25 protein-coding genes are annotated in these 21537 nt (G+C 57.9%); 22 read left to right on the forward strand and 3 right to left on the reverse strand.

Going from position 1 to position 21537, the window contains the following annotated elements; translation table 11 throughout:
* Positions 1–28: 28 nt before the first annotated feature.
* The 18 genes from ACR0M9_RS07500 to ACR0M9_RS07585 all read left to right on the forward strand — a co-directional run bounded on the left by ACR0M9_RS07500 (position 29) and on the right by ACR0M9_RS07585 (position 16861).
* Complete coding sequence (locus tag ACR0M9_RS07500) at positions 29–250, forward strand: DUF5337 domain-containing protein (RefSeq protein WP_209598087.1); 222 nt, start codon at positions 29–31, stop codon at positions 248–250.
* 12 nt (positions 251–262) lie between these two features.
* On the forward strand, positions 263–1561 hold the full coding sequence (nuoF, locus tag ACR0M9_RS07505) for an NADH-quinone oxidoreductase subunit NuoF (protein ID WP_209504919.1): 1299 nt from the start codon (positions 263–265) through the stop codon (positions 1559–1561).
* A gap of 5 nt (positions 1562–1566) precedes the next feature.
* Positions 1567–1983 carry an MAPEG family protein gene (locus ACR0M9_RS07510; protein WP_480773239.1) on the forward strand — a complete coding sequence of 139 codons (417 nt, stop codon included), beginning with the start codon at positions 1567–1569 and terminating at the stop codon, positions 1981–1983.
* Between the two features lie 37 nt (positions 1984–2020).
* Complete coding sequence (locus ACR0M9_RS07515) at positions 2021–2371, forward strand: hypothetical protein (protein ID WP_267362834.1); 351 nt, start codon at positions 2021–2023, stop codon at positions 2369–2371.
* 98 nt (positions 2372–2469) lie between these two features.
* Positions 2470–2874 (forward strand): DUF5333 domain-containing protein, encoded by a 405-nt coding sequence (locus tag ACR0M9_RS07520; protein ID WP_480773240.1) that lies wholly within the window; start codon positions 2470–2472, stop codon positions 2872–2874.
* A gap of 5 nt (positions 2875–2879) precedes the next feature.
* On the forward strand, positions 2880–4901 hold the full coding sequence (gene nuoG, locus ACR0M9_RS07525; protein ID WP_480773241.1) for an NADH-quinone oxidoreductase subunit NuoG: 2022 nt from the start codon (positions 2880–2882) through the stop codon (positions 4899–4901).
* A gap of 204 nt (positions 4902–5105) precedes the next feature.
* Positions 5106–6143 carry an NADH-quinone oxidoreductase subunit NuoH gene (gene nuoH, locus ACR0M9_RS07530; RefSeq protein ID WP_117868407.1) on the forward strand — a complete coding sequence of 346 codons (1038 nt, stop codon included), beginning with the start codon at positions 5106–5108 and terminating at the stop codon, positions 6141–6143.
* Between the two features lies 1 nt (position 6144).
* On the forward strand, positions 6145–6639 hold the full coding sequence (gene nuoI, locus ACR0M9_RS07535; RefSeq protein WP_480481782.1) for an NADH-quinone oxidoreductase subunit NuoI: 495 nt from the start codon (positions 6145–6147) through the stop codon (positions 6637–6639).
* Positions 6636–7046, forward strand: coding sequence for a carboxymuconolactone decarboxylase family protein (locus tag ACR0M9_RS07540; protein ID WP_152458579.1), 411 nt, complete (start codon positions 6636–6638; stop codon positions 7044–7046). The genes nuoI and ACR0M9_RS07540 overlap by 4 nt, the downstream gene beginning before the upstream one ends.
* The gene (locus ACR0M9_RS07545) at positions 7043–7645 is read left to right on the forward strand and encodes an NADH-quinone oxidoreductase subunit J (protein WP_480516396.1); all 603 of its coding nucleotides are present in this window, start codon (positions 7043–7045) and stop codon (positions 7643–7645) included. The genes ACR0M9_RS07540 and ACR0M9_RS07545 overlap by 4 nt, the downstream gene beginning before the upstream one ends.
* On the forward strand, positions 7642–8130 hold the full coding sequence (locus ACR0M9_RS07550; protein ID WP_480683968.1) for a hypothetical protein: 489 nt from the start codon (positions 7642–7644) through the stop codon (positions 8128–8130). The genes ACR0M9_RS07545 and ACR0M9_RS07550 overlap by 4 nt, the downstream gene beginning before the upstream one ends.
* Positions 8131–8134: 4 nt before the next feature.
* Complete coding sequence (gene nuoK / locus ACR0M9_RS07555) at positions 8135–8440, forward strand: NADH-quinone oxidoreductase subunit NuoK (protein WP_005984024.1); 306 nt, start codon at positions 8135–8137, stop codon at positions 8438–8440.
* A 6-nt stretch (positions 8441–8446) separates the two neighbouring features.
* Entirely contained in the window at positions 8447–10600 is a 2154-nt protein-coding gene (nuoL, locus tag ACR0M9_RS07560) for an NADH-quinone oxidoreductase subunit L (protein ID WP_480773242.1), read from the forward strand.
* On the forward strand, positions 10600–12144 hold the full coding sequence (locus ACR0M9_RS07565; protein ID WP_480773243.1) for an NADH-quinone oxidoreductase subunit M: 1545 nt from the start codon (positions 10600–10602) through the stop codon (positions 12142–12144). Before nuoL ends, ACR0M9_RS07565 begins: the two co-directional genes overlap by 1 nt.
* Before the next feature lie 15 nt (positions 12145–12159).
* Positions 12160–13602: an NADH-quinone oxidoreductase subunit NuoN gene (gene nuoN / locus ACR0M9_RS07570; RefSeq protein ID WP_480773244.1), complete on the forward strand. Its 1443-nt coding sequence runs from the start codon at positions 12160–12162 to the stop codon at positions 13600–13602.
* A gap of 54 nt (positions 13603–13656) precedes the next feature.
* Positions 13657–14406, forward strand: coding sequence for a biotin--[acetyl-CoA-carboxylase] ligase (locus ACR0M9_RS07575; protein ID WP_480773245.1), 750 nt, complete (start codon positions 13657–13659; stop codon positions 14404–14406).
* An 11-nt stretch (positions 14407–14417) separates the two neighbouring features.
* Positions 14418–15197 (forward strand): type III pantothenate kinase, encoded by a 780-nt coding sequence (locus tag ACR0M9_RS07580; protein ID WP_209504438.1) that lies wholly within the window; start codon positions 14418–14420, stop codon positions 15195–15197.
* Positions 15194–16861 carry a ribonuclease J gene (locus tag ACR0M9_RS07585; protein ID WP_480773246.1) on the forward strand — a complete coding sequence of 556 codons (1668 nt, stop codon included), beginning with the start codon at positions 15194–15196 and terminating at the stop codon, positions 16859–16861. Before ACR0M9_RS07580 ends, ACR0M9_RS07585 begins: the two co-directional genes overlap by 4 nt.
* 10 nt (positions 16862–16871) lie before the next feature.
* Here ACR0M9_RS07585 and ACR0M9_RS07590 read toward each other — a convergent pair whose 3' ends face one another.
* Entirely contained in the window at positions 16872–17573 is a 702-nt protein-coding gene (locus ACR0M9_RS07590; RefSeq protein WP_480476934.1) for an NUDIX hydrolase, read from the reverse strand.
* Between the two features lie 25 nt (positions 17574–17598).
* The gene (locus ACR0M9_RS07595) at positions 17599–17997 is read right to left on the reverse strand and encodes a DUF983 domain-containing protein (RefSeq protein WP_480476112.1); all 399 of its coding nucleotides are present in this window, start codon (positions 17995–17997) and stop codon (positions 17599–17601) included.
* A 219-nt stretch (positions 17998–18216) separates the two neighbouring features.
* Between ACR0M9_RS07595 and ACR0M9_RS07600 the strand changes: the two genes are divergently transcribed.
* The 4 genes from ACR0M9_RS07600 to ACR0M9_RS07615 are packed head-to-tail and all read left to right on the forward strand — an operon-like array spanning position 18217 to position 20124.
* On the forward strand, positions 18217–18687 hold the full coding sequence (locus tag ACR0M9_RS07600; protein ID WP_480773247.1) for an EF-hand domain-containing protein: 471 nt from the start codon (positions 18217–18219) through the stop codon (positions 18685–18687).
* A 6-nt stretch (positions 18688–18693) separates the two neighbouring features.
* The gene (locus ACR0M9_RS07605) at positions 18694–19311 is read left to right on the forward strand and encodes an RNA polymerase sigma factor (protein WP_480773248.1); all 618 of its coding nucleotides are present in this window, start codon (positions 18694–18696) and stop codon (positions 19309–19311) included.
* A complete protein-coding gene (locus ACR0M9_RS07610) occupies positions 19301–19654 on the forward strand; it encodes a hypothetical protein (protein ID WP_267362789.1) in 354 nt (117 codons plus the stop codon). Before ACR0M9_RS07605 ends, ACR0M9_RS07610 begins: the two co-directional genes overlap by 11 nt.
* Positions 19651–20124, forward strand: coding sequence for a periplasmic heavy metal sensor (locus tag ACR0M9_RS07615; RefSeq protein ID WP_480773249.1), 474 nt, complete (start codon positions 19651–19653; stop codon positions 20122–20124). Before ACR0M9_RS07610 ends, ACR0M9_RS07615 begins: the two co-directional genes overlap by 4 nt.
* Before the next feature lie 5 nt (positions 20125–20129).
* Here ACR0M9_RS07615 and ACR0M9_RS07620 read toward each other — a convergent pair whose 3' ends face one another.
* Entirely contained in the window at positions 20130–21530 is a 1401-nt protein-coding gene (locus tag ACR0M9_RS07620; protein ID WP_480773250.1) for a diguanylate cyclase domain-containing protein, read from the reverse strand.
* Positions 21531–21537: the final 7 nt, after the last annotated feature.

Genomic DNA, 21537 nt, shown 5'->3' on the forward strand with positions numbered 1-21537 from the left:
GGGTGCCCCATCGGGGCATCGGGGGATGATGGACAAGGACAAGGATCAGGCTATAGCCCGAAAGGGCCGACATATTGGCATCGTCATTGCGGTGACGATGGTGATCTGGCTTGCCATGAACCTGTTCATTGGCCCCGCGCTGGGTTTGACAGCCCGGCACGCGCTGCTGTTTGATTTTGCTGCTCTGGCGGCATTCATTTATGCGGGTGTGAACATTTTTCAACTCTGGCGCATGCGTCAGGACAGCTGAAGGTAACGAATGATGCTGAAGGATCAGGACCGGATCTTTACCAACATCTACGGGATGCACGAACGCACGCTGAAAGGCGCGCAAGCCCGCGGGCATTGGGACGGCACAGCTGGCCTGATTGAAAAGGGCCGGGACTGGATCATTCAGACAATGAAGGATTCGGGGCTGCGCGGACGCGGCGGTGCGGGCTTCCCAACTGGCCTGAAATGGTCGTTCATGCCAAAGGAAAGCGACGGTCGCCCTTCCTATCTGGTTGTGAATGCCGATGAATCCGAGCCCGGCACCTGCAAAGACCGTGAGATCATGCGCCATGATCCGCATACGCTGATCGAGGGTTGCCTGATCGCGTCTTTCGCGATGAACGCCCATACCTGCTATATCTACCTGCGCGGCGAATACATCCGCGAGCGTGAAGCATTGCAGGCCGCGATTGATGAGGCCTATGACGCGGGTCTTCTGGGCAAAAATGCCGCTGGTTCGGGCTGGGATTTTGATCTTTTCCTTCATCACGGGGCAGGGGCCTATATTTGTGGCGAGGAAACAGCCCTGATCGAAAGCCTTGAGGGCAAGAAGGGTATGCCGCGGATGAAACCTCCGTTCCCGGCAGGTGCGGGGCTGTACGGATGTCCGACCACTGTGAACAACGTGGAATCCATCGCGGTGGTGCCGACCATTCTGCGTCGGGGTGCGGATTGGTTCGCTGGATTTGGTCGTCAGAACAACGCTGGTACCAAGCTGTTTGCGATCTCGGGCCACGTGAACAACCCTTGTGTCGTCGAAGAGGCGATGTCGATTCCGTTTGAACAGCTGATCGAAACCCATTGCGGCGGTATTCGCGGCGGGTGGGATAATCTGCTGGCGGTTATCCCCGGTGGGTCCTCGGTTCCCTGCGTGCGTGGTGAAAACATGCGCGACGCGATCATGGATTTCGATTACCTGCGCAACGATCTGGGGTCGGGTCTGGGCACGGCAGCGGTGATTGTGATGGACAAATCCACCGACATCATAAAGGCGATCTGGCGCCTGTCGAAGTTTTACAAGCATGAAAGTTGTGGTCAGTGTACGCCGTGTCGCGAAGGCACCGGCTGGATGATGCGTGTGATGGATCGTCTGGTGCGCGGCGAGGCTGAACTGGAAGAGATCGACATGTTGTTCGACGTGACCAAACAGGTCGAAGGACACACGATCTGTGCCTTGGGCGATGCGGCCGCCTGGCCGATCCAGGGCCTGATCCGCAACTTCCGGGAAGAGATCGAAGACCGCATCAAGGCTCAGAAATCGGGCCGTATGGGTGCCATGGCAGCGGAGTGAACAAGATGGAAGTGTTTGCTGAATATAGCCACGCAATTGCGTCGGTTGTGCTATTCACACTGGTTGTGTTGTTTCTGGCACCGTTTTCGGCACTGGCCAAACAAGCCAAGGGGCTGGCACCCGGTGCGACGCCTGACCAGGATTATGCCGACAAGGCGTATCGTCTGAACCGGGCCTATCTGAATGGAACGGAAACACTTCCGGCATTTGTGACAGTCATTACAGCGGCGATTTTGCTTGGTGTCAGCCCGTTTTGGGTAAACCTGCTGGCCTCAGTGGCGTTGGTTGCGCGCTTGGCGATGCTGGTTGTGCACCTGAAAGGGATTGGCAAGCCAAGCAGCGGTCCGCGGACAATTCTGTATGTGATCGGCTGGGCGTGCATGGTCGTGATCGGGCTTATGGCATTGGTGGCGGCGTTTTGATGGCGACGCAGCGGAACAGAAAACAAAGAGGGAAAGTATGAAGGCCCCCAAAGCCCTTATTGTTGTGTTGGCGCTGGCTGGTGTTTCTGCATGCGGTCTGGTGAAGCCGTCGGCAGACCGGCTTTTGTTCGACGGCAAGTCGTTCAGGGCCAAGGCGAAGGTGGTCAACAAGAAAACCTCGCCCGCGGACTTTACGGTTGTCGTCAAAGGCGTCTCTGCTTCACTCGATGGTGCGCGCGAGGCCGGACGTCATGAAGGTACCAAATTCTGCATCCAGAACTTCGGATCGTCTCGGATTGCTTGGAAGGTGGGTCCGGATACTGACCCGCAGAACCTCAGCGTCAGCAATGATCAATTGACATTTGCAGGAACCTGCCAGCGGCCATGACCGGTGTTTTTCCATATCTTCGGTGGGCGGGCAGGGTGTTATTGCCTAGCAGCCGCAAACCGCTTCGTCTTGGACAGTCCAAGACGAAAGGAAAACCCATGTCTGTTACAAAACTAGTCGCCCTCGCATCGCTGATGGCCTTGCCGACGGTGACAGAAGCAAAGCCGCCCTTGAGGGATGTCAAAGAGATCGACAACGAACTCTACTACATCGCCATTGCAAATGAGATTTCCGAGTTCTGCCCGTCGATCAGCGGGCGGCGATTGAAAGCGATCAGTGTGATGTGGGGACTCCGGTCCAAAGCGAATAATCTGGGGTACTCGGACACGGAAATCCGCTCCTATGTCGAGTCGGATGCTGAAAAGGATCGGATGCGGGCCAAGGGCGAGGCTTATCTGGCGAAAAACGGCGTGTCCTACGACAACCCCAAAACATTCTGCTCTCTGGGGCAGAAAGAAATCCAAAGAAACAGCGCCATTGGCGTTTATTTGAGAGCGAATTGAGAGCCATGTCTGACCTCCGCAAGATCAATATCGACGGGCAGGAAATCGAAGTCGATGGTGCGATGACCTTGATACAGGCTTGTGAACAAGCCGGGGTCGAGGTACCGCGTTTCTGCTATCACGAGCGTCTGTCGATTGCGGGAAACTGCCGGATGTGTCTGATTGAGGTAGTGGGCGGTCCGCCGAAACCGGCTGCCTCGTGCGCGATGCAGGTGCGCGATCTGCGCCCGGGGCCGGAAGGGCAGCCGCCGGTAGTCAAGACGAACTCTCCCATGGTCAAGAAGGCCCGCGAAGGGGTGATGGAGTTCCTGCTGATCAACCATCCATTGGATTGCCCGATCTGTGATCAGGGCGGAGAGTGCGATCTTCAGGACCAGGCGATGGCTTATGGCCTGTCCGGTTCGCGGTTCAAGGAAGCCAAACGCGCGGTTGATGATCTGGATCTGGGACCGCTTGTGGGCACCGCAATGACCCGCTGTATCAGTTGCACCCGCTGCGTGCGCTTCACCACCGAAGTCGCCGGGATCACTCAGATGGGTCAGACAGGGCGCGGTGAGGATGCCGAGATTACCTCGTATCTGAATCAGACGCTGGATTCGAACCTGCAGGGCAACATTATCGACCTGTGCCCGGTTGGGGCACTGACCTCGAAACCTTATGCGTTTACCGCCCGCCCGTGGGAATTGACCAAGACCGAAAGCATCGACGTCATGGACGCGCTGGGATCGAACATTCGTGTCGATACCAAAGGGCGCGAGGTGATGCGATTCCTTCCTCGCAATCATGACGGAGTGAACGAGGAGTGGATCAGCGACAAAACCCGCTTTGTCTGGGACGGGTTGCGGCGTCAGCGTCTGGACAAGCCTTACATCCGTGAAAACGGCAAGCTGCGCCCGGCCTCATGGTCCGAAGCACTGACCAAGGCCGCAGAGGCGCTGAAAAGCGCTGAGAAGCCAGCCGGTATCGTCGGTGATCTGGCACCGGTCGAGGCTGCGTTCGCATTGAAACAGATGATCGAAGGACAGGGCGGTGTTGTCGAATGCCGCACCGATGGAGCCAAGCTTCCGGTCGGGAACCGTGGCGCATATGCCGGGACCGCCGCGATTGAAGACATCGATACGGCCGAGCGTATTCTTCTGATTGGCACCAACCCGCGCGATGAAGCACCGGTTTTGAACGCGCGTATCCGCAAGGCGTGGGCGCACGGGGCCGAAGTCGCTTTGGTAGGTCCAGCGGTCGATCTGACTTATGCGTACCATCATGTGGGCGATGACCGCGCGGCGCTGCAAAAGGTTGTCGACATGGGGGGCGACGATGAAATCAGGGGCAAACGCTCGCTGGTCATCATCGGGCAGGGAGCGCTGCAGGAGGCGGATGGAGCCGCTGTTCTGGCTGCCGCGCAAACAATTGCCGCAAATACGGAAAGCGGCCTGATCATTCTGCACACTGCGGCGTCGCGCGTGGGCGCGATGGATGTGGACGCCACAAACGCAGGCGGCATGGAAGCGATCAATGCTGCGGATGTGATCTATAACCTTGGTGCGGATGAGGTCGAAATCGGCGAAGGCGCGTTTGTGATCTACCAGGGCAGCCACGGAGATCGGGGCGCACACCGCGCAGATGTGATCCTGCCGGGTGCGGCCTATACTGAGGAAAACGGTCTGTTCGTGAATACGGAAGGCCGTCCGCAACTGGCGATGCGCGCCGGGTTTGCGCCGGGTGAGGCCAAGGAAAACTGGGCCATCCTTCGTGCGCTGTCGGCTGAACTGGGGGCGACGCTCCCCTATGACTCGCTGGCGCAGTTGCGCACAGCCTTGATCGAGGCGGTCCCCCATCTGGCCCGCATCGACGAGGTGATCGAGAACGAGGTTCAAGCGCTTGAGGCCGGATCTTTGGGCCAAGCGACCTTCCGCAACGCGATCAAGGATTTCTATCTGACCAACCCGATCGCACGGGCCTCGCAACTGATGGCCGAGTTGTCGGCGCAGGCGCAGGTCCGCAAAGCCGAGAAGATTGCGGCGGAATGAACCATAGCAGTTTCATATCGCAAGCCAGTGCTGCGGTTGGGTCGCACCTGACTGCGCCGGAAATGTGCGGGAAACGAAAGAAAAAGGGTGGCGCTATGGCGGCAGATGCTGTTTACACCAACGCGCCGACCCAGCCGCAGTTTGCGCAGGCATCTGGCCTTTGCATCGCGCGCGAAAAACGGAATACCCACGGTGTGAGGACCAATGGCTGAATTCTTTAACACCCCCGGCGGAATAGCCATCATCATTCTGGCGCAAGTGCTTGCTGTTGTTGCCTTTGTGATGATCTCGCTGTTGTTCCTTGTTTATGGCGACCGCAAAATCTGGGCCGCTGTCCAGATGCGCCGCGGCCCTAACGTGGTCGGCGTCTACGGTCTGCTGCAATCGGTGGCGGATGCGTTGAAATACGTCGTCAAAGAGGTCGTTATCCCCGCAGGAGCCGACCGCACGGTTTTCATACTCGCGCCGCTCACCTCTTTCGTGCTGGCGATGATCGCCTGGGCGGTGATCCCATTCAACGATGGCTGGGTCCTGTCGGATATCAACGTCGCAATCCTCTATGTCTTCGCCGTATCCTCGCTTGAGGTTTATGGCGTGATCATGGGCGGTTGGGCGTCGAACTCAAAGTACCCGTTCCTCGGCTCGTTGCGCTCTGCCGCGCAGATGATTTCATACGAGGTCTCCATCGGCCTGATCATCATCGGTGTGATCATCTCGACCGGGTCGATGAACTTTGGTGACATTGTGCGGGCGCAGGATGGGTCGTTCGGGTTCTTCAGCTGGTACTGGCTGCCGCACTTCCCGATGGTCTTTCTGTTCTTCATCTCGGCGCTGGCTGAGACAAACCGGCCACCGTTTGACTTGCCCGAAGCGGAATCGGAACTTGTGGCGGGTTATCAGGTCGAATACTCGGCCACGCCCTTCCTGCTGTTCATGGCGGGTGAATACATTGCAATTTTCCTGATGTGCGCGCTGACCTCGCTGCTGTTCTTCGGCGGCTGGCTGTCGCCGATCCCGGGCCTGCCCGATGGTGTTTTGTGGATGGTCGCCAAGATGGCGTTCTTCTTCTTCATCTTCGCGATGGTCAAGGCCATCACGCCCCGCTACCGCTATGACCAGCTGATGCGGCTGGGCTGGAAAGTGTTCCTGCCATTCTCGCTGGTCTGGGTGGTGTTCGTGGCCTTTGCGGCGAAATTCGACTGGTTCTGGGGCGCATTTGCCCGTTGGAGCGTAGGAGGCTGATATGGCAAACATCAATTACACCCGCGCTGCCAAATACTTCCTACTGCAGGATTTCTGGGTCGGAATGAAACTGGGTCTGAAGTATTTCTTCGCTCCCAAAGCCACCGTGAACTACCCGCACGAAAAGGGCCCTCTGTCCCCGCGTTTCCGCGGTGAACACGCACTTCGCCGCTATCCGAATGGCGAAGAGCGCTGCATCGCCTGTAAACTGTGCGAGGCGGTCTGCCCGGCGCAGGCCATTACCATCGACGCCGAACCGCGAGAAGACGGCAGCCGCCGCACCACGCGCTATGACATCGACATGACCAAGTGCATCTATTGCGGCTTCTGCCAAGAGGCCTGCCCGGTTGATGCCATCGTCGAAGGCCCGAACTTTGAGTTCGCCACGGAAACCCGGGAAGAGCTGTTCTACGACAAGGAAAAACTCCTGTCGAATGGCGAACGCTGGGAAGCCGAGATCGCGCGCAATCTGGAACTGGACGCACCGTACCGATGACTGACAGCCCGACAAATCCGTTCGAGCTGATGATGAAGCAGGCTCAGGACATGGCCAAGGCGATGAACCCGGCGATGGAAAGCTTCTCGCCCAAAGGGTTCGAGGCGCTGTGGCCAACCATGCCCAAAGAGGTCATGGAGATGATGTTCGGCAACACCGTCAACAAGGACGGGCTGGATGCCAAAACACGCCTGCTGCTGACGCTGGCCGGGCTGACCTGCCAGGGTGCGCAGGCGGATTCGGCCGTTCGCCAGACCGTGCGTCATGCGCTTGAGGCGGGCGCAAAGAAACAAGAGATCGTGGAAACGATCGGTCAGATGTCGGTCTTTGCCGGCATCCCGGCCATGACCCGCGCGCTGGATCTGGCGCAAGAGGTCATGGGCGACAACGAGGATGAGGATCAATGACCGTCTTTGCCTTCTACCTGTTTGCCATCAGCGCCATCACCGGCGGGCTGTTTACGGTGATCAGCCGCCAACCGGTGCACTCGGTCCTGTGGCTGATCCTGGCGTTTCTGTCCTCGGCAGGGCTGTTCGTGCTGCTGGGGGCCGAGTTCGTGGCGATGCTGCTGGTCATCGTCTATGTCGGCGCGGTCGCGGTTCTGTTCCTCTTCGTGGTGATGATGCTGGACGTGGACTTTGCAGAGCTCAAGGCCGAAATGGCGCGCTATATGCCGCTGGCCCTGTTGATTGGTCTGATCATCCTGATGCAGTTTGTCATGGCCTTCGGGGCATGGGACAGCGCACAGGGTGCGGCGGCCAATCTGGCCCAGCCGGTCCCGACAGACCGCCACAACACCGAGGCGCTTGGCCTCATCCTTTACGATCAATATTTCCTTCTGTTCCAACTGGCGGGCCTGATCCTGCTGGTGGCCATGATCGGAGCCATCGTTCTGACGCTGCGCCACCGCAAGGACATCAAGCGTCAGGACATCATCGGCCAGATGATGCGCGACCCGGCCAAGGCGATGGAATTGAAGGACGTGAAACCGGGGCAGGGGTTGTGAGGTTCAAAGCCGTGATACCTGGGCTAAGTTTCGCTTTTTTCCCCGCGACTGTTTTCGCAGCGGGTATCGAAGCTTGCGAAGCTCTTCCGATTATGTCGCATCACGTGTTCGAGACGAACCACAGAATCGTTGGCAACGGCGTTGTCTCTTACTCTGAGATTGGCTCTATCTGCACCGACGAATTGGGATGCACACATACTGAGTTTGTTTTGTTTGCGGCTTGTGAAAGCGGTCAAACGATGCGCGTCGTAGCGAAACTTGAACGGGACTTCGACGGTACTCATTTGGATCGCGTCGATGAAGCAAATGAAGTTGTCCAAGTACTAGCATCTGCTGAAACAAGTTATTCGTGGACTTCGGCAACAAAAGCCTTTGAGCGAAAGGCATTCCAGATCGACGACTACATTGAATCGAAAGAAAACTGCGCCTGTGCAATGGCGTTTCCCGAGCTTCGCAACGGGAAAGAGAAATTCGAGGGACTCTAAGACGATGATCGGACTTGAACACTATCTTACGGTCGCGGCGACGCTGTTCGTCATCGGCATCTTCGGTCTCTTCCTGAACCGCAAGAACGTCATCATCCTGCTGATGAGCATCGAGCTGATGCTGCTGGCGGTGAATATCAACCTCGTGGCGTTTTCCAGCTTCCTTGGCGATCTGGTCGGGCAGGTGTTCACGCTGTTCGTGCTGACCGTTGCGGCGGCCGAGGCGGCGATTGGTCTGGCCATTCTGGTCTGCTTCTTCCGCAACCGCGGCACCATCGCGGTTGAAGACGTCAATATGATGAAGGGGTAAGAGAACATGGAAACCACCATCCTCTTTGCCCCGCTGGTGGGCGCGCTGCTCTGCGGGTTTGGCTGGAGATTCATTGGCGAGAAGGCCGCCATGTGGACGGCCACGGGCCTGCTGTTTCTGGCTTGTCTGCTGTCCTGGATCGTGTTCTTCACCTTCGACGGCCACACGCAGCAGATCGAGATCATGCGCTGGATCGAAAGCGGTTCGCTTTCGACAAGCTGGGCCATCCGTCTGGACCGACTGACGGCAATCATGCTGATCGTGGTGACGACGGTCTCGGCGCTCGTGCACCTGTACAGCTTCGGCTACATGGATCACGATCCGCAATGGCGCGAAGGCGAAAGCTATAAACCGCGCTTCTTTGCCTATCTGTCCTTCTTCACCTTTGCCATGCTGATGCTGGTGACGGCGGATAATCTGGTGCAGATGTTCTTTGGCTGGGAGGGCGTCGGCGTCGCTTCATACCTGCTGATCGGGTTCTATTATCGCAAGCCTTCGGCCAACGCGGCGGCGATCAAGGCCTTTGTAGTCAACCGGGTCGGCGACTTTGGTTTTGCTCTGGGCATCTTCGCGCTGTTCTTCCTGACCGACAGTATCAACTTCTCGGATATCTTTGCCTCTGCCCCTGCCTTGGCCGAAGAAAAGCTGCATTTCCTGTGGGGGGAATGGACCGCGATCGAAGTGATCTGCGTTCTGCTCTTCATCGGCGCGATGGGTAAATCGGCGCAGTTGATCCTGCACACATGGTTGCCGGACGCGATGGAAGGCCCGACGCCTGTGTCAGCGCTGATCCACGCTGCGACCATGGTGACCGCAGGCGTCTTTTTGGTCTGCCGCATGTCCCCGCTGATGGAGTTCGCACCGGGCGCGACAGGGTTCATCACTGTTCTTGGGGCCTCGACTGCGTTCTTTGCGGCCACTGTTGGTCTGGTTCAGACCGATATCAAACGTGTCATCGCGTATTCGACCTGTTCCCAGTTGGGTTACATGTTTGTGGCGGCGGGCGTCGGCATGTATTCGGCAGCGATGTTCCACTTGTTCACGCATGCCTTCTTCAAGGCGCTGTTGTTCCTTGGGGCCGGTTCCGTGATCCACGCGATGCATCACGAACAGGAGATGACCGAATATGGCGGTCTGCGCAAAAAGATCCCCTATACCTTCTGGGCGATGATGATCGGTACCCTGGCGATTACCGGTGTTGGCATCCCGCTGACCACCTTTGGGTTTGCCGGTTTCCTGTCAAAGGACGCAATTATCGAAAGCGCCTATGCGGGCGGGTCAAGCTATGGCTTCTGGTTGCTGGTTGTCGCTGCGGCGTTCACCTCGTTCTACAGCTGGCGTCTGATCTTCCTGACCTTCTATGGAGAGCCGCGTGGGGACAAGCATACGCATGATCACGCACATGAAAGCCCGATGGTCATGCTGGTGCCGCTGGGAGTTTTGTCGCTGGGTGCGGTATTCGCGGGCATGATCTGGTACGGAAACTTCTTTGGCCATGCCGACAAGGTCGGCAAATTCTACGGTATTCCGGTTGCAGAAGCTTCAGAGCATGCCGAGGCCGGTGATCACGCGGCAGCGGATGCGTCGCACGGCCAAGACAGCCATGCCGATGAAAGCCATGCGGCTGACAGCCATGCTGACGAGGCCGCGAGTGGTGAGAATGCCGCAGTGGGCGGGGACCACCATTATATGTTTGCGGGTGAGCCGGGTGAAGGTGCGCTTTACATGGCGCCGGACAACCACATTCTGGACGATGCGCATGCGGCTCCGAAATGGGTCAAGGTTTCGCCATTTGTTGCGATGGTGCTTGGCTTTATCGTGGCCTATTGGTTCTACATCGTGAACACGTCGCTACCCGCGCGTCTGGCCGCAAATCAGCGCCCGCTGTACCTGTTCCTGCTGAACAAATGGTATTTCGACGAAATCTACGACGCGATCTTTGTCAAACCCACTGTCGCCCTTGGCCGGTTCCTGTGGAAACGCGGTGACGGCAATACAATCGACGGCTTCCTGAATGGGGTTGCAATGGGCGTTGTTCCCTTCTTCACCCGCCTCGCAGGCAAGGCGCAGACCGGGTACATCTTTACTTACGCCTTCTGGATGGTATTGGGCATTGCGGCCCTTGTCACCTGGATGTCGATCGGCGGAGGCGCACACTAATGGACAATATCCTATCTATTGTCACCTTTATCCCCGCCATCGCAGCAGGCATTCTGGCGCTGTTCCTGCACGGGAGCGACGTCGCAGCGCAGCGCAACGCCAAGTGGATTGCATTGCTGGCGACAACTGTGACGTTTCTGGTGTCTATTGGCATCTACACAGGCTTTGATCCTTCGAACACCGGCTTCCAGATGGTGGAAGAGGGCGCATGGCTGATGGGTCTGAGATACAAGATGGGTGTGGATGGCATCAGCGTTCTGTTCGTGTTGCTGACCACCTTCATCATGCCGCTGACTATTCTGGCCAGCTGGAATGTGACAGACCGCGTCAAGGAATACATGATTGCCTTCTTGCTGCTGGAAACGCTGATGCTGGGCGTGTTCATGGCGCTGGACCTGGTGCTGTTCTACCTGTTCTTTGAGGCGGGTCTGATCCCGATGTTCCTGATCATCGGGATCTGGGGCGGCAAGGACCGTATCTATGCCAGCTTCAAGTTCTTCCTTTACACCTTCCTCGGCTCGGTGCTGATGCTGGTAGCCATGGTTGCAATGTATGCTGACGCAGGCACTACGGATATTGAAGCGCTGATGGCCCATCAGTTCGCATCCGAGAGTTTCAGCGTGTTGGGCATCTATATCACCGGCGGTATGCAGACGCTGATGTTCCTGGCCTTCTTCGCATCTTTTGCGGTGAAAATGCCGATGTGGCCGGTGCACACCTGGTTGCCCGATGCGCACGTTCAAGCGCCGACGGCGGGCTCGGTCGTGCTGGCGGCGATCCTGTTGAAGATGGGCGGCTACGGCTTCCTGCGGTTCAGCCTGCCGATGTTCCCGGTTGGCACGGCGGTGATGACTGATCTTGTGCTTTGGATGTCAGCCATAGCGGTTGTCTACACCTCGCTGGTGGCACTGGTGCAGGAGGACATGAAAAAGCTGATCGCGTATTCCTCGGTGGCGCATATGGGCTTTGTCACGATGGGCATCTTTGCTGCGAACCAGCAAGGCATTGACGGCGCAATTTTCCAGATGCTGAGCCACGGGTTCATCTCTGCTGCGCTCTTCCTCTGTGTCGGCGTGATCTATGACCGGATGCACACCCGCGATATCGAGGCTTATGGCGGTCTGGTCATTCGGATGCCCGCCTATGCGCTGGTCTTCATGCTGTTCACCATGGCCAATGTCGGACTGCCGGGCACCAGCGGGTTTATTGGTGAGTTCCTGACACTCATGGGTACATTCCAGGTTAACACCTGGGTGACTGCAGTTGCGGCGACCGGTGTGATCTTCTCGGCAGCCTACGCGTTGTGGCTCTACCGCCGCGTTGTCTTTGGGGACCTGATCAAGGAAAGCCTGAAGGCGATGACCGACATGAGCTCTCGCGAGCGGCTGATTTTTGCCCCGCTGATCGTGATGACGATCCTGTTGGGGGTCTACCCGTCGCTGGTGACCGATGTGATCGGGCAATCGACGACGGCACTCATTTCGAACTATGACACGGCTCTGGCCGCGGCTGAGGCTGCGACCCAGACTGCCGCTTCGCATTAAGGGAGCTTTGGAGACATGATCCAGGCTGATCTGACAATTATCCTGCCGGAAATCGTTCTGGCGATCTATGCGATGGTGGCTCTGTTGGGGGCTGTCTACACCTCGAGAGACGGGCTGGCTTCGGTTCTGGTCTGGACCACGGCGGGCCTGATGGCGTTCCTGGCGATCTGGATCGCCACCCAGGGCAGTGGCACCAACGTGGCCTTCAACGGCATGTTCGTAGATGACGGGTTCGCGCGTTTTGCCAAAGTTGCCATCCTTTTGTCGGCAGGTGCCGTTCTGGTGATGAGCCAGGAATACATGGCACGCCGGGGTCTGCTGCGCTTTGAATATCCGCTGCTGGTGGCGCTTGCTGCCGTTGGTATGATGATGATGGTCAGCGCGGGCGATCTGATGTCTCTTTACATGGGGCTCGAGCTGCAATCCCTTGCGCTGTATGTTGTTGCCGCGCTGCGTCGTGACAGTGCGAAATCAACCGAAGCAGGGCTGAAATACTTTGTTCTGGGCGCTCTCAGTTCAGGTCTGCTGCTGTATGGTGCGTCGCTGGTCTATGGGTTCACCGGCACGACACTGTTCTCGGGCATTATTCAGACGGTCCATCATGGGGACGTCTCGGTTGGTCTGTTGTTTGGCCTGATCTTCCTGATCTCGGGTCTGGCATTCAAGGTCTCGGCGGTTCCGTTCCATATGTGGACACCGGATGTCTATGAAGGGTCGCCGACGCCAATTACGGCCTTCTTTGCCACCGCGCCGAAAGTCGCGGCAATGGCCTTGTTTGCACGTCTTCTGCATGACGCTTTCGGAGGCGTGGTCAAAGACTGGCAGCAAGTGATTGTTCTGCTGTCGGTGCTGTCAATGCTGCTGGGGGCGGTTGCCGCAATTGGTCAGCGCGACATCAAGCGACTGATGGCGTTCTCGTCGATTGCCCATATGGGCTATGCGCTGATCGGTTTGGCGGCTGGCACCGAGTTGGGTATTCAGGCGATGCTGATGTATCTGGCGATTTACGTGACCATGAACATTGGCACGTTTGCGTTTATCCTGATGATGGAACGCGACGGCAAACCCGTCACTGACATTGATGCGCTGCGCCAGTATTCCAAACGTGATCCGGGCAAGGCCCTTGCTGTTCTGATCCTGATGTTCTCGCTTGCCGGTGTCCCACCGATGCTGGGTTTCTTTGCGAAGTTTGGTGTTTGGCGGGCTGGTGTAAGTGCCGATTTGACAGGCCTTGTTGTGGTCTCAGCCATCGCATCGGTAATTGGCGCCTTCTATTACCTGCGGATCGTGTTCTACATGTATTTCGGGGCCGAGAACGAGGACCCGATCGAAACGCGGTCGACACCCGTTCTATGGGTCGCCCTGATGGGGTCCGCGGCGCTGATGCTGATCGGGGTCTTCTATCAGTTCGGGATCGAGGGCGCGGCCGCTGCCGCGGCGGCGACTCTTGTCAACTGAACGTTTTGCACAATCTGAGAGAGGGGCTCGGTCGCGTGACCGGGCCTTTTTGATATGACCAAGTGGCCACAAGGCTATGGCCTGCACGAGGTGCAGGAAGTCGATAGCACACTCAACGAAGCGGCGCGGATTGCCCCCAATGCCCGTGGTCCTGTCTGGATCATGGCGCATCATCAGACGGCTGCGCGTGGGCGACGCGGACGGCCATGGGCCAACCCCATGGGCAACCTTGCCGCGACACTTTTGATGCGCCCCGAAGGTGCACCAGAACAGGCGGCACTGCGCAGTTTTGTTGCGGCACTGGCTCTGTTTGACGCTTGCGTCTCTGTGACAGGGCGTGCGGCGGGGCTGTCGTTGAAATGGCCCAATGACGTACTGCTGAACGGTGGTAAGCTTGCTGGTATTTTGCTGGAAAGCGCCGGTCAGGGGCGCGGTGTAACGCATCTGTCGATCGGTATTGGCGTGAATTTGGCCAGCGCCCCAGACGCCGACGTGGTAGAACCGGGCGCGGTCCGTCCCGTCTCGCTGTTGTCGGAAACCGGTGCAAACGTCACGCCCGAGGATTTTCTGACCGAGCTTGCCTCGGCCTATGCCAAATATGAAACTCAGTTTGTTACCTACGGGTTCGAACCCATTCGCACTGCGTGGCTGTCCCGTGCTGCCCGGCTGGGCGAGGTTATCACGGCCCGTACCGGAACGTCCGAGACGGTTGGGACCTTCGAAACGGTAGACGCAAGCGGTAACCTTGTCTTAAACACCGCCAAAGGCCGCGTGAGCATTCCTGCGGCAGATGTCTATTTCTGAAAGGGGCGCAAATGCTTCTGGCCATTGATTGCGGCAATACCAATACAGTCTTTTCAATCTGGGACGGTCAGGAATTTCTGTGCACCCTGCGTACCTCGACCCATCACGCACGCACGGCGGACGCCTATTTCACTTGGTATTCGACGCTGGTGAAACATTACGGGATCGAGGCGAATATCTCGGATGTCATCATTGCCTCGACTGTGCCGCGCGTCGTGTTCAACCTGCGCATCTTTGCTGATCGCTTTTTTGGGTGCAGGCCGCTGGTGGTGGGTAGGCCGGACTGCCTGTTGCCCGTGCCTCCGCGTGTGGATCAAGGAACTGTGCCGGGCCCGGATCGACTGGCCAACGCGGTTGGCGCATTTGACCGTCATGGCGGCAATGTCGTCGTGGTGGACTTTGGTACCGCAACAAATTTCGACGTTGTCGCCGCGGACGGTGCCTATGTAGGGGGCGTCATCGCTCCGGGTGTTAACCTCAGCCTTGAGGCTTTGCATCAGGGCGCAGCCGCACTGCCGCATATCGACATCACGCGACCCGAGAAGGTGATCGGTACAAATACGGTTGGTTGTATCCAGTCGGGCGTGTATTGGGGATACTCCGGCCTGATCGAGGGGCTGATCGCGCGGATCAAGGCCGAATATGGAATGCCGATGAAAGTCGTGGGAACCGGAGGGTTGGCCCCCTTGTTCGATCAGGCCGACGTGGGGTTCGACGTAATCGAAGATGATTTGACGATGCACGGCTTGACCGTGATTCATCGCTACAACAAGGAAAATGGCTCGATATGAGCAGTGAAAGATTGATCTACCTGCCGCTGGGTGGCGCGGGCGAAATTGGCATGAATGCCTATGTGTACGGATATGGTCAGCCCGGGCAGGAACGCCTGATCCTGGTGGATCTGGGCGTCACCTTTCCCGATATGGACACAACTCCGGGCGTCGACCTGATCTATGCGGATATTTCATGGTTGAAAGAACGGGCCGACCGGCTGGATGGCGTTTTCATCACCCATGCGCATGAAGATCATGTCGGCGCGGTGGCTCATTGCTATGAGGCTCTGGGAGCTCCGATCTATGCCCGGGCTTTCACGGCCAATATCGCGCGTCGCAAGATGGAAGAATATGTGCACCCGACCGACGCGGTAACAACCGTGTCCGCATGGCCCGAAAAGGTCTCAGTCGGACCGTTTACGGTGGGTTTCCTTCCGGTTTCACACTCGATCCCGGAAAGTGCTGCGTTGGTCATCGACACGCCCGCAGGGCGCGTGGTGCATTCGGGTGATTTCAAGCTGGATGCAAACCCGGTCGTGGGCGAAGCCTTTGACCCCGATCTATGGGCCGAGATTTCCAAGCCGGGTGTCAAGGCGTTGGTTTGCGACAGCACGAATGTTTTCTCGGCGCATCCGGGCCGTTCGGAATCCGAGGTTGGGCCAGAGATTACAAAGCTAGTCGAAAACGCCGAGGGTATGGTTGTGGCTACCACCTTCGCGTCGAACGTGGCACGGGTTAAAACATTGGCCGAGGCGGGCGCACGCGCGGGGCGTTCAGTTGTGTTGCTGGGGCGCGCAATGCGGCGGATGATCGAGGCCGCGACTGAAACCGGTATCCTGTCGGACTTCCCCAAGGTGATCAGCGCGGAAGAGGCGCTGGACCTGCCGCGCCAGAACCTGATGCTGATCGTGACCGGCAGCCAGGGCGAGCGCCGTGCGGCAAGCGCGCAACTGGCCCGCGGCAAGTACCGTGGTCTGGAACTGTCCGAAGGCGACCTGTTCCTGTTCTCGTCAAAAACCATTCCCGGAAATGAACGTGGCGTGATTTTCATCATGAACCAGCTCAGTGAAAAGGGCGTGGATGTGGTGGATGACAGCTCGGGCCTCTATCATGTCTCTGGCCATGCGAACCGGCCCGATCTTGAGAAGGTGCACGCGCTGATCGATCCGCAAGTTGTGATCCCAATGCATGGAGAGCACCGGCACCTGCGCGAACATGTCAAACTGGCTGAGCAGGGTGGCAGAACGGGTGTGCTGGCCGTGAACGGCACCATGCTGGATCTCAGCGGCAATGCACCCGTGGTGATCGACTATGTCGAAACCGGGCGTACCTATCTGGACGGTACAGTGAAAATCGGTGCGATGGACGGTGTGGTACGGGACCGTATTCGCATGGCGCTGAACGGCCACGTAACTGTGACAGTCGTTCTGGACGAAGAAGACGAGCCGCTGGGCGAACCGTGGTGCGATACGATGGGTCTGCCCGAGGTTGGAACGTCCCGGGCCGGATTGGTCGAGGTGTTGGAAGAAGACCTGAACCAGTTCCTGATGCGGGCGGCAGCCAAGACCCTACGGGATGACGACAAGCTGGAAGACGAAATGCGCCGGATTGTGCGTCAGACGGCAAAAGCGGAAATCGGCAAAAAACCCGAAGTGACGGTGGTTGTCAGCCGGATGCGGTGAAACTGATCGGTCAGTCGTGCTCGGGCATCGGATAGCCTCTGAGCCGCAGGAACAGATTGGCTTCTTCGTTGTTCTGATAGAACGGAACCGATACTGGCGGCTCGGGTGAGGTCACCCGGGCCGCGACCTCGGCCAGAACAACCTCGGTGATAAACGGCAAATCTAGGTCGCGCGCCCGATCCAGTTCCACCCATTGCAGATGCGACAGCTCGTCCGAGGCATGGCTGAAATCATCCAGATCGCCCTGCAGCGCATCGGCATCGACCAGAAAAAACCGCGCATCGAACCGGCGGGGGCGACCGGGCGGTGTGACTGCGCGAAAAACAAATTGTAGCGCAGCTGCCGACGGCACGTAACCCATGGCGGAAAAGCTCTGCCAGTCGTCGGGAATGCTGCCCGGCCAGTGTCCTGTCTGGCCAAGGACAAGTCCTGTCTCTTCCCAAAGCTCGCGAATTGCTGCGGCGGCAAGGGCGTGTTGTTTTCCGGATTCCGCCTGTTCCGCCAACCGCTCAGAACACAGGTCAGGCAGTGCGGTCGCAAGCGGTACATCCGCATCCGCCGGATCGACCGCTCCACCGGGGAACACGAATTTGTTGGGCATGAACACAGCCTTGGACCCACGTTGACCCATCAGGATCGACGGATTGGTCCACCTGTTCCGCAAAACGATGACGGTTGCGGCGTCGCGGATGGCGGTCTTGTCGGTCATCATGCCCAGAACAATCGCTTCTTCCGGCTCATGAATCGTTGCCAAAACCGTGCATACGACGCGCCCACTGATAGGCGACCACAGCGCCTTTCAAACGGGGGAGCAAAAACAGCGACAGTGCAATGCAAGCAATGGAAAACCCGATGGCCATTACCCATGGGTCCGGGCGCCAGTTCACATACGAGACGTGCAGGGCCGGGGCCAACAAATGCCCGACCAGCAGGATCGTCAGATAGGCGGGCCCATCATCGGCGCGATGATGAAACAGTTCCTGTCCACAGTTCGAGCAGGTGTCATTCACTTTCAGGTAGCTGTGCAACAGCTTGCCTTCGCCGCAACTAGGGCACTTGCACCGAAACCCTTTGACCAAAGCGGGCCAGGTTTCACGCTCGCTCTGGGTTGTGGTGTCGATCGTCTGATCCGTCATAATATAACTCGCGCAGTAATCTTTGGCGGATAATGCGCCTGAACGGGTGGTTTTTAAAGGGGGGTGCGTCGCTTTGCAACGCACCTAAGGTGAACCACGTCGTGAAATACCGAGATGGTTCAAAAAAAGTTGCCGGCATTGCGACGGAATTCCCTGCCTCGCGCGTTTGAATGGATATGAGCAGCGGCACTCAGGCCGCGTCAACAAGGGAAAACCGAAATGAAAAACGCAAAGTTCATCACGGCGATTGTCCTGTCGGGTGTTGCAATCACCGGCACGTCTGTTCTGGCGGCTGGCCCGGGTGGTCGTGAGCCAGTGTCCTTTCAGGAATTGGATGCCAATGGCGACGGTCAAGTGACTCAGCAGGAAATGGAAGCACATCGCACCGAGCGTTTCTCGGCCGCGGATACTGATGGGGACGGCCAGCTCAGCCTTGAGGAGATGCAGGCCGCCGCTCAGAAAAAAGCAAACGACCGCGTCACCAAAATGTTCGAAAACAACGATGCGAACAAAGACGGGTTCCTAAGCCAGGACGAGTTGTCGAAACCGCGCCGGGGTGACAAGATGTTTGACCGGATGGATACAGATAACAGTGGTGGAATATCGGAACAGGAATTTGCCGATGCCAATAACCGGATGGGACGGCACCATAAGAAAAAGCACCACAAGTCGGGTGCAATCGACAACTGATGCAGGGTGGAGGACCTGACCTCCCACCTACACGATGTTCGCGGTGCGGGTTGCACCGCGAGCTCTCTCAGCGACGATGTGTTGCTGAGCCAATTTGCTGAGGGTGACGCACAGGCTGCGCGGGTCTTAACCGATCGCCTTGGGCCGCTTTGTTATTCCGTCGCGTTGCGTATGTTGGGCAATCGGGCCGAGGCAGAAGACGTAACGCAGGAGGCGATGATGCGGATGTGGCAGATGGCGCCGGAATGGGTGCCGGGTCAGGCCAAAGTGTCGACATGGCTGTATCGCGTGACGTTGAATCTGTGTGTGGACATTCGGCGCAGGAAGGCCCCCGGCAGGTTGTCGGATATTCCTGAGCCAGAAGATGGCAAAGCCAGCGTAGCCGACCGACTGCAGGATGAGGCCCGCGTGGATGCATTGCAGCTTGCCCTGTCTCAGCTGCCGGAAAGGCAGAGGCAGGCAGTGATTCTGCGCCACATCGAAGAGTTGCCCAACCCTGAAATTGCCGGGATCATGGGAATTTCAGTAGAAGCGGTCGAAAGCTTGACCGCGCGGGGCAAACGAAGTCTGACCGCGATACTGGCCGGGCGACGTGAAGAACTGGGGTATGACGATGACGGATGAAAACCTGGAACTGGATCATTTGTTTGCGCAGGCTCGGCAAAACCGACCGGCGCTGCCCGACGATCTGGCCGTGCGCATTCAGACAGATGCTGAAAAACTCCGCCTCAGTCGCCTAAGGCCCGAACCGCGTCCTCAATCTTCGATCTGGCATCGAATGATGGACAACGTAGGTGGCTGGCAGGGGTTGGGCGGCTTGATCGCCGCAAGTGCGGCGGGGCTCTGGATCGGCTTTTCCGCGCCGGGGTTCCTGCCTGATCCCGCCAATCTGCTGGCATCGCAGGAGACGGTCCTTTTTGTGGCGGACCTTGGGTATGACACGAGTTTTCTGGAGAGCACTGAATGAATGCTGCCCCTAAACCGAAACGCCGGTGGATGACGGTTTTGCTGGTTTCGTCATTGGCACTGAACCTGTTAGTTGTCGGTGTTGCAGTCGGAACCGTGCTGCGCCTGAAGGATGGAGATCACACCGAGGCACCGCCGGGGTTCGGTCCTGCGCTGTATCGCGCTTTGCCGAAAGATGACCGCAAAGCGATGCGAGGTGAACTGTCTGCGCTGCGCGAAAAAGACTTAAGGGGGCGCAAACAGGACTTTCAAGCCCTGAGCCTGGCACTGCGCACAGTGCCCTTCGATCCGGCCACCGTTGAAGTGTTGTTGCAGAAACAGTCGCAGGCAACGGCAGAACTGCAATTAGCCTTGCAGACACAATGGCTGGCTCGCGTCACCGCCATGAGCGACGCAGAGCGGCAGTCTTATGCGGACAGGTTGCAAAAGATCGTCGAACGTGGGCCGCATGGGCACAAGAAAAAGGACTGACAGGTTCAGGCTGCGCTTTGCCTGATACTCACCTGATTGCGCCCCGCTTTTTTTGCCGCGTAAAGGGCTTTGTCGGCGGCTTTCAGGATATCTTCAACAGGAACGGGTGTGCGTTCTTTTCCCGGCGTACCCGATTGCGGCATCTCCAGCCCAATGCTGATCGTGACGTTAACCCGCAAACCTTGGTCCGATAGTCGAAACGGGGCGCGACAAATGCTGTCGCAGATGGTCTCAGCCAGTTTTCTGGCTTGCTTTTGTGACACATCAGGCACCGCAAACATGAACTCTTCACCGCCGATACGGGCGACAAAACCTTTGGATCCAAGCGCGCTTTGCATGCGTTTTGCGGCCTGCGTCAGAACACAATCACCGGCGCCATGGCCATGGCAGTCATTGATGGTCTTGAAGTGGTCCAGATCCGCCAGCATGACGGCAAAGCCACGTCCGGTACGGGCAGACTGGCGCGCGATCTGATCCAATGCCCGCATGGCGTAACGACGATTGTGCAGCCCGGTGAGCGGATCAATACAGGACTCGGCGATCCCTTTTCTCAGTGATACGCGCAGATGATCAAGCCGTGCCTTGCGCGCAATCTGATTATTCAGCCGCAACAGAATCTCTTGCGCGCAGAACCCCCCAAGGCATACGGCGCCCGCTCCTCTGTCCAGCGCTTCCGAGGCCTGCACGGCATCGTTGTTCTGCAAGACGCCAATCAGGACGGTATTCCGGGTTGCTGCGCGTGACCTGAGATCCGCAAGGATATTCAGCGCGGACGGGTGCGAGCCCAATTCGACGACAATCGCGTCCGGAATCGGTCCGGACAAAACGCCTTGTAAGTTCGATTGAAGGTGCCAGGACAGATCGAAACGGTGCTGGCCTTGCAGGGCCTTGTACCAAAGGGCACCGGTTTGGACAGTATCGGCCAAGATATCAACCCGGGCCGCGTTCGGGGGGCTGACCATCACAGGGGCGGGTTCCCCAAATCCAATAGGTTGCGATCCGTTGCTGACCTGCAAATCTTGAGTAGCTGCGCGCACGCGCAAAAGGCTGCGAATGCGTGCCAGTAGCAACGTATCTTTGAAAGGGTGCGTCAACACATCGTCCAGCCCGTCTTTCAGGGCACGCAGACGCGCGTTTTTGTCATTCTGTGCTGCCAGTACGACAACGGGCACGTCATCAAGGCCTGATACTTCGGCGAGGGCTTTCTTGACATCTGCGGCTGTTCCATCGGGCAATGTTTGGGCCGTCAGAACTAGGTCCGGCTGCACGCGACGTGCAAGGGCTTGTAGCCCTTCAAGTTTTCCACCCTGTACCACGTGATACCAGGCAGCAGTCAGTTGAACCTTCAGCATTATGCGGTTGGTTGATACCCCGTCGAGGACAAGGATGGTGCCTTGCACAGACATAGTCGTT

The sequence above is a fragment of the Ruegeria sp. CH2 genome (genome assembly GCF_056537065.1).

Coding starts and splice junctions, on each gene's coding strand:
- ACR0M9_RS07545 (WP_480516396.1), top strand. CDS start 7,043: ATGACCGTCTTTGCCTTCTACCTGTTTGCCATCAGCGCCATCACCGGC.
- nuoG (WP_480773241.1), top strand. CDS start 2,880: ATGTCTGACCTCCGCAAGATCAATATCGACGGGCAGGAAATCGAAGTC.
- ACR0M9_RS07510 (WP_480773239.1), top strand. CDS start 1,567: ATGGAAGTGTTTGCTGAATATAGCCACGCAATTGCGTCGGTTGTGCTA.
- ACR0M9_RS07590 (WP_480476934.1), bottom strand. CDS start 17,573: ATGATGACCGACAAGACCGCCATCCGCGACGCCGCAACCGTCATCGTT.
- ACR0M9_RS07500 (WP_209598087.1), top strand. CDS start 29: ATGGACAAGGACAAGGATCAGGCTATAGCCCGAAAGGGCCGACATATT.
- ACR0M9_RS07620 (WP_480773250.1), bottom strand. CDS start 21,530: ATGTCTGTGCAAGGCACCATCCTTGTCCTCGACGGGGTATCAACCAAC.
- ACR0M9_RS07615 (WP_480773249.1), top strand. CDS start 19,651: ATGAATGCTGCCCCTAAACCGAAACGCCGGTGGATGACGGTTTTGCTG.
- nuoN (WP_480773244.1), top strand. CDS start 12,160: ATGATCCAGGCTGATCTGACAATTATCCTGCCGGAAATCGTTCTGGCG.
- ACR0M9_RS07600 (WP_480773247.1), top strand. CDS start 18,217: ATGAAAAACGCAAAGTTCATCACGGCGATTGTCCTGTCGGGTGTTGCA.
- ACR0M9_RS07575 (WP_480773245.1), top strand. CDS start 13,657: ATGACCAAGTGGCCACAAGGCTATGGCCTGCACGAGGTGCAGGAAGTC.
- nuoH (WP_117868407.1), top strand. CDS start 5,106: ATGGCTGAATTCTTTAACACCCCCGGCGGAATAGCCATCATCATTCTG.
- nuoK (WP_005984024.1), top strand. CDS start 8,135: ATGATCGGACTTGAACACTATCTTACGGTCGCGGCGACGCTGTTCGTC.
- ACR0M9_RS07565 (WP_480773243.1), top strand. CDS start 10,600: ATGGACAATATCCTATCTATTGTCACCTTTATCCCCGCCATCGCAGCA.
- ACR0M9_RS07540 (WP_152458579.1), top strand. CDS start 6,636: ATGACTGACAGCCCGACAAATCCGTTCGAGCTGATGATGAAGCAGGCT.
- nuoL (WP_480773242.1), top strand. CDS start 8,447: ATGGAAACCACCATCCTCTTTGCCCCGCTGGTGGGCGCGCTGCTCTGC.
- ACR0M9_RS07585 (WP_480773246.1), top strand. CDS start 15,194: ATGAGCAGTGAAAGATTGATCTACCTGCCGCTGGGTGGCGCGGGCGAA.
- ACR0M9_RS07520 (WP_480773240.1), top strand. CDS start 2,470: ATGTCTGTTACAAAACTAGTCGCCCTCGCATCGCTGATGGCCTTGCCG.
- ACR0M9_RS07595 (WP_480476112.1), bottom strand. CDS start 17,997: ATGACGGATCAGACGATCGACACCACAACCCAGAGCGAGCGTGAAACC.
- nuoI (WP_480481782.1), top strand. CDS start 6,145: ATGGCAAACATCAATTACACCCGCGCTGCCAAATACTTCCTACTGCAG.
- nuoF (WP_209504919.1), top strand. CDS start 263: ATGCTGAAGGATCAGGACCGGATCTTTACCAACATCTACGGGATGCAC.
- ACR0M9_RS07610 (WP_267362789.1), top strand. CDS start 19,301: ATGACGGATGAAAACCTGGAACTGGATCATTTGTTTGCGCAGGCTCGG.
- ACR0M9_RS07580 (WP_209504438.1), top strand. CDS start 14,418: ATGCTTCTGGCCATTGATTGCGGCAATACCAATACAGTCTTTTCAATC.
- ACR0M9_RS07515 (WP_267362834.1), top strand. CDS start 2,021: ATGAAGGCCCCCAAAGCCCTTATTGTTGTGTTGGCGCTGGCTGGTGTT.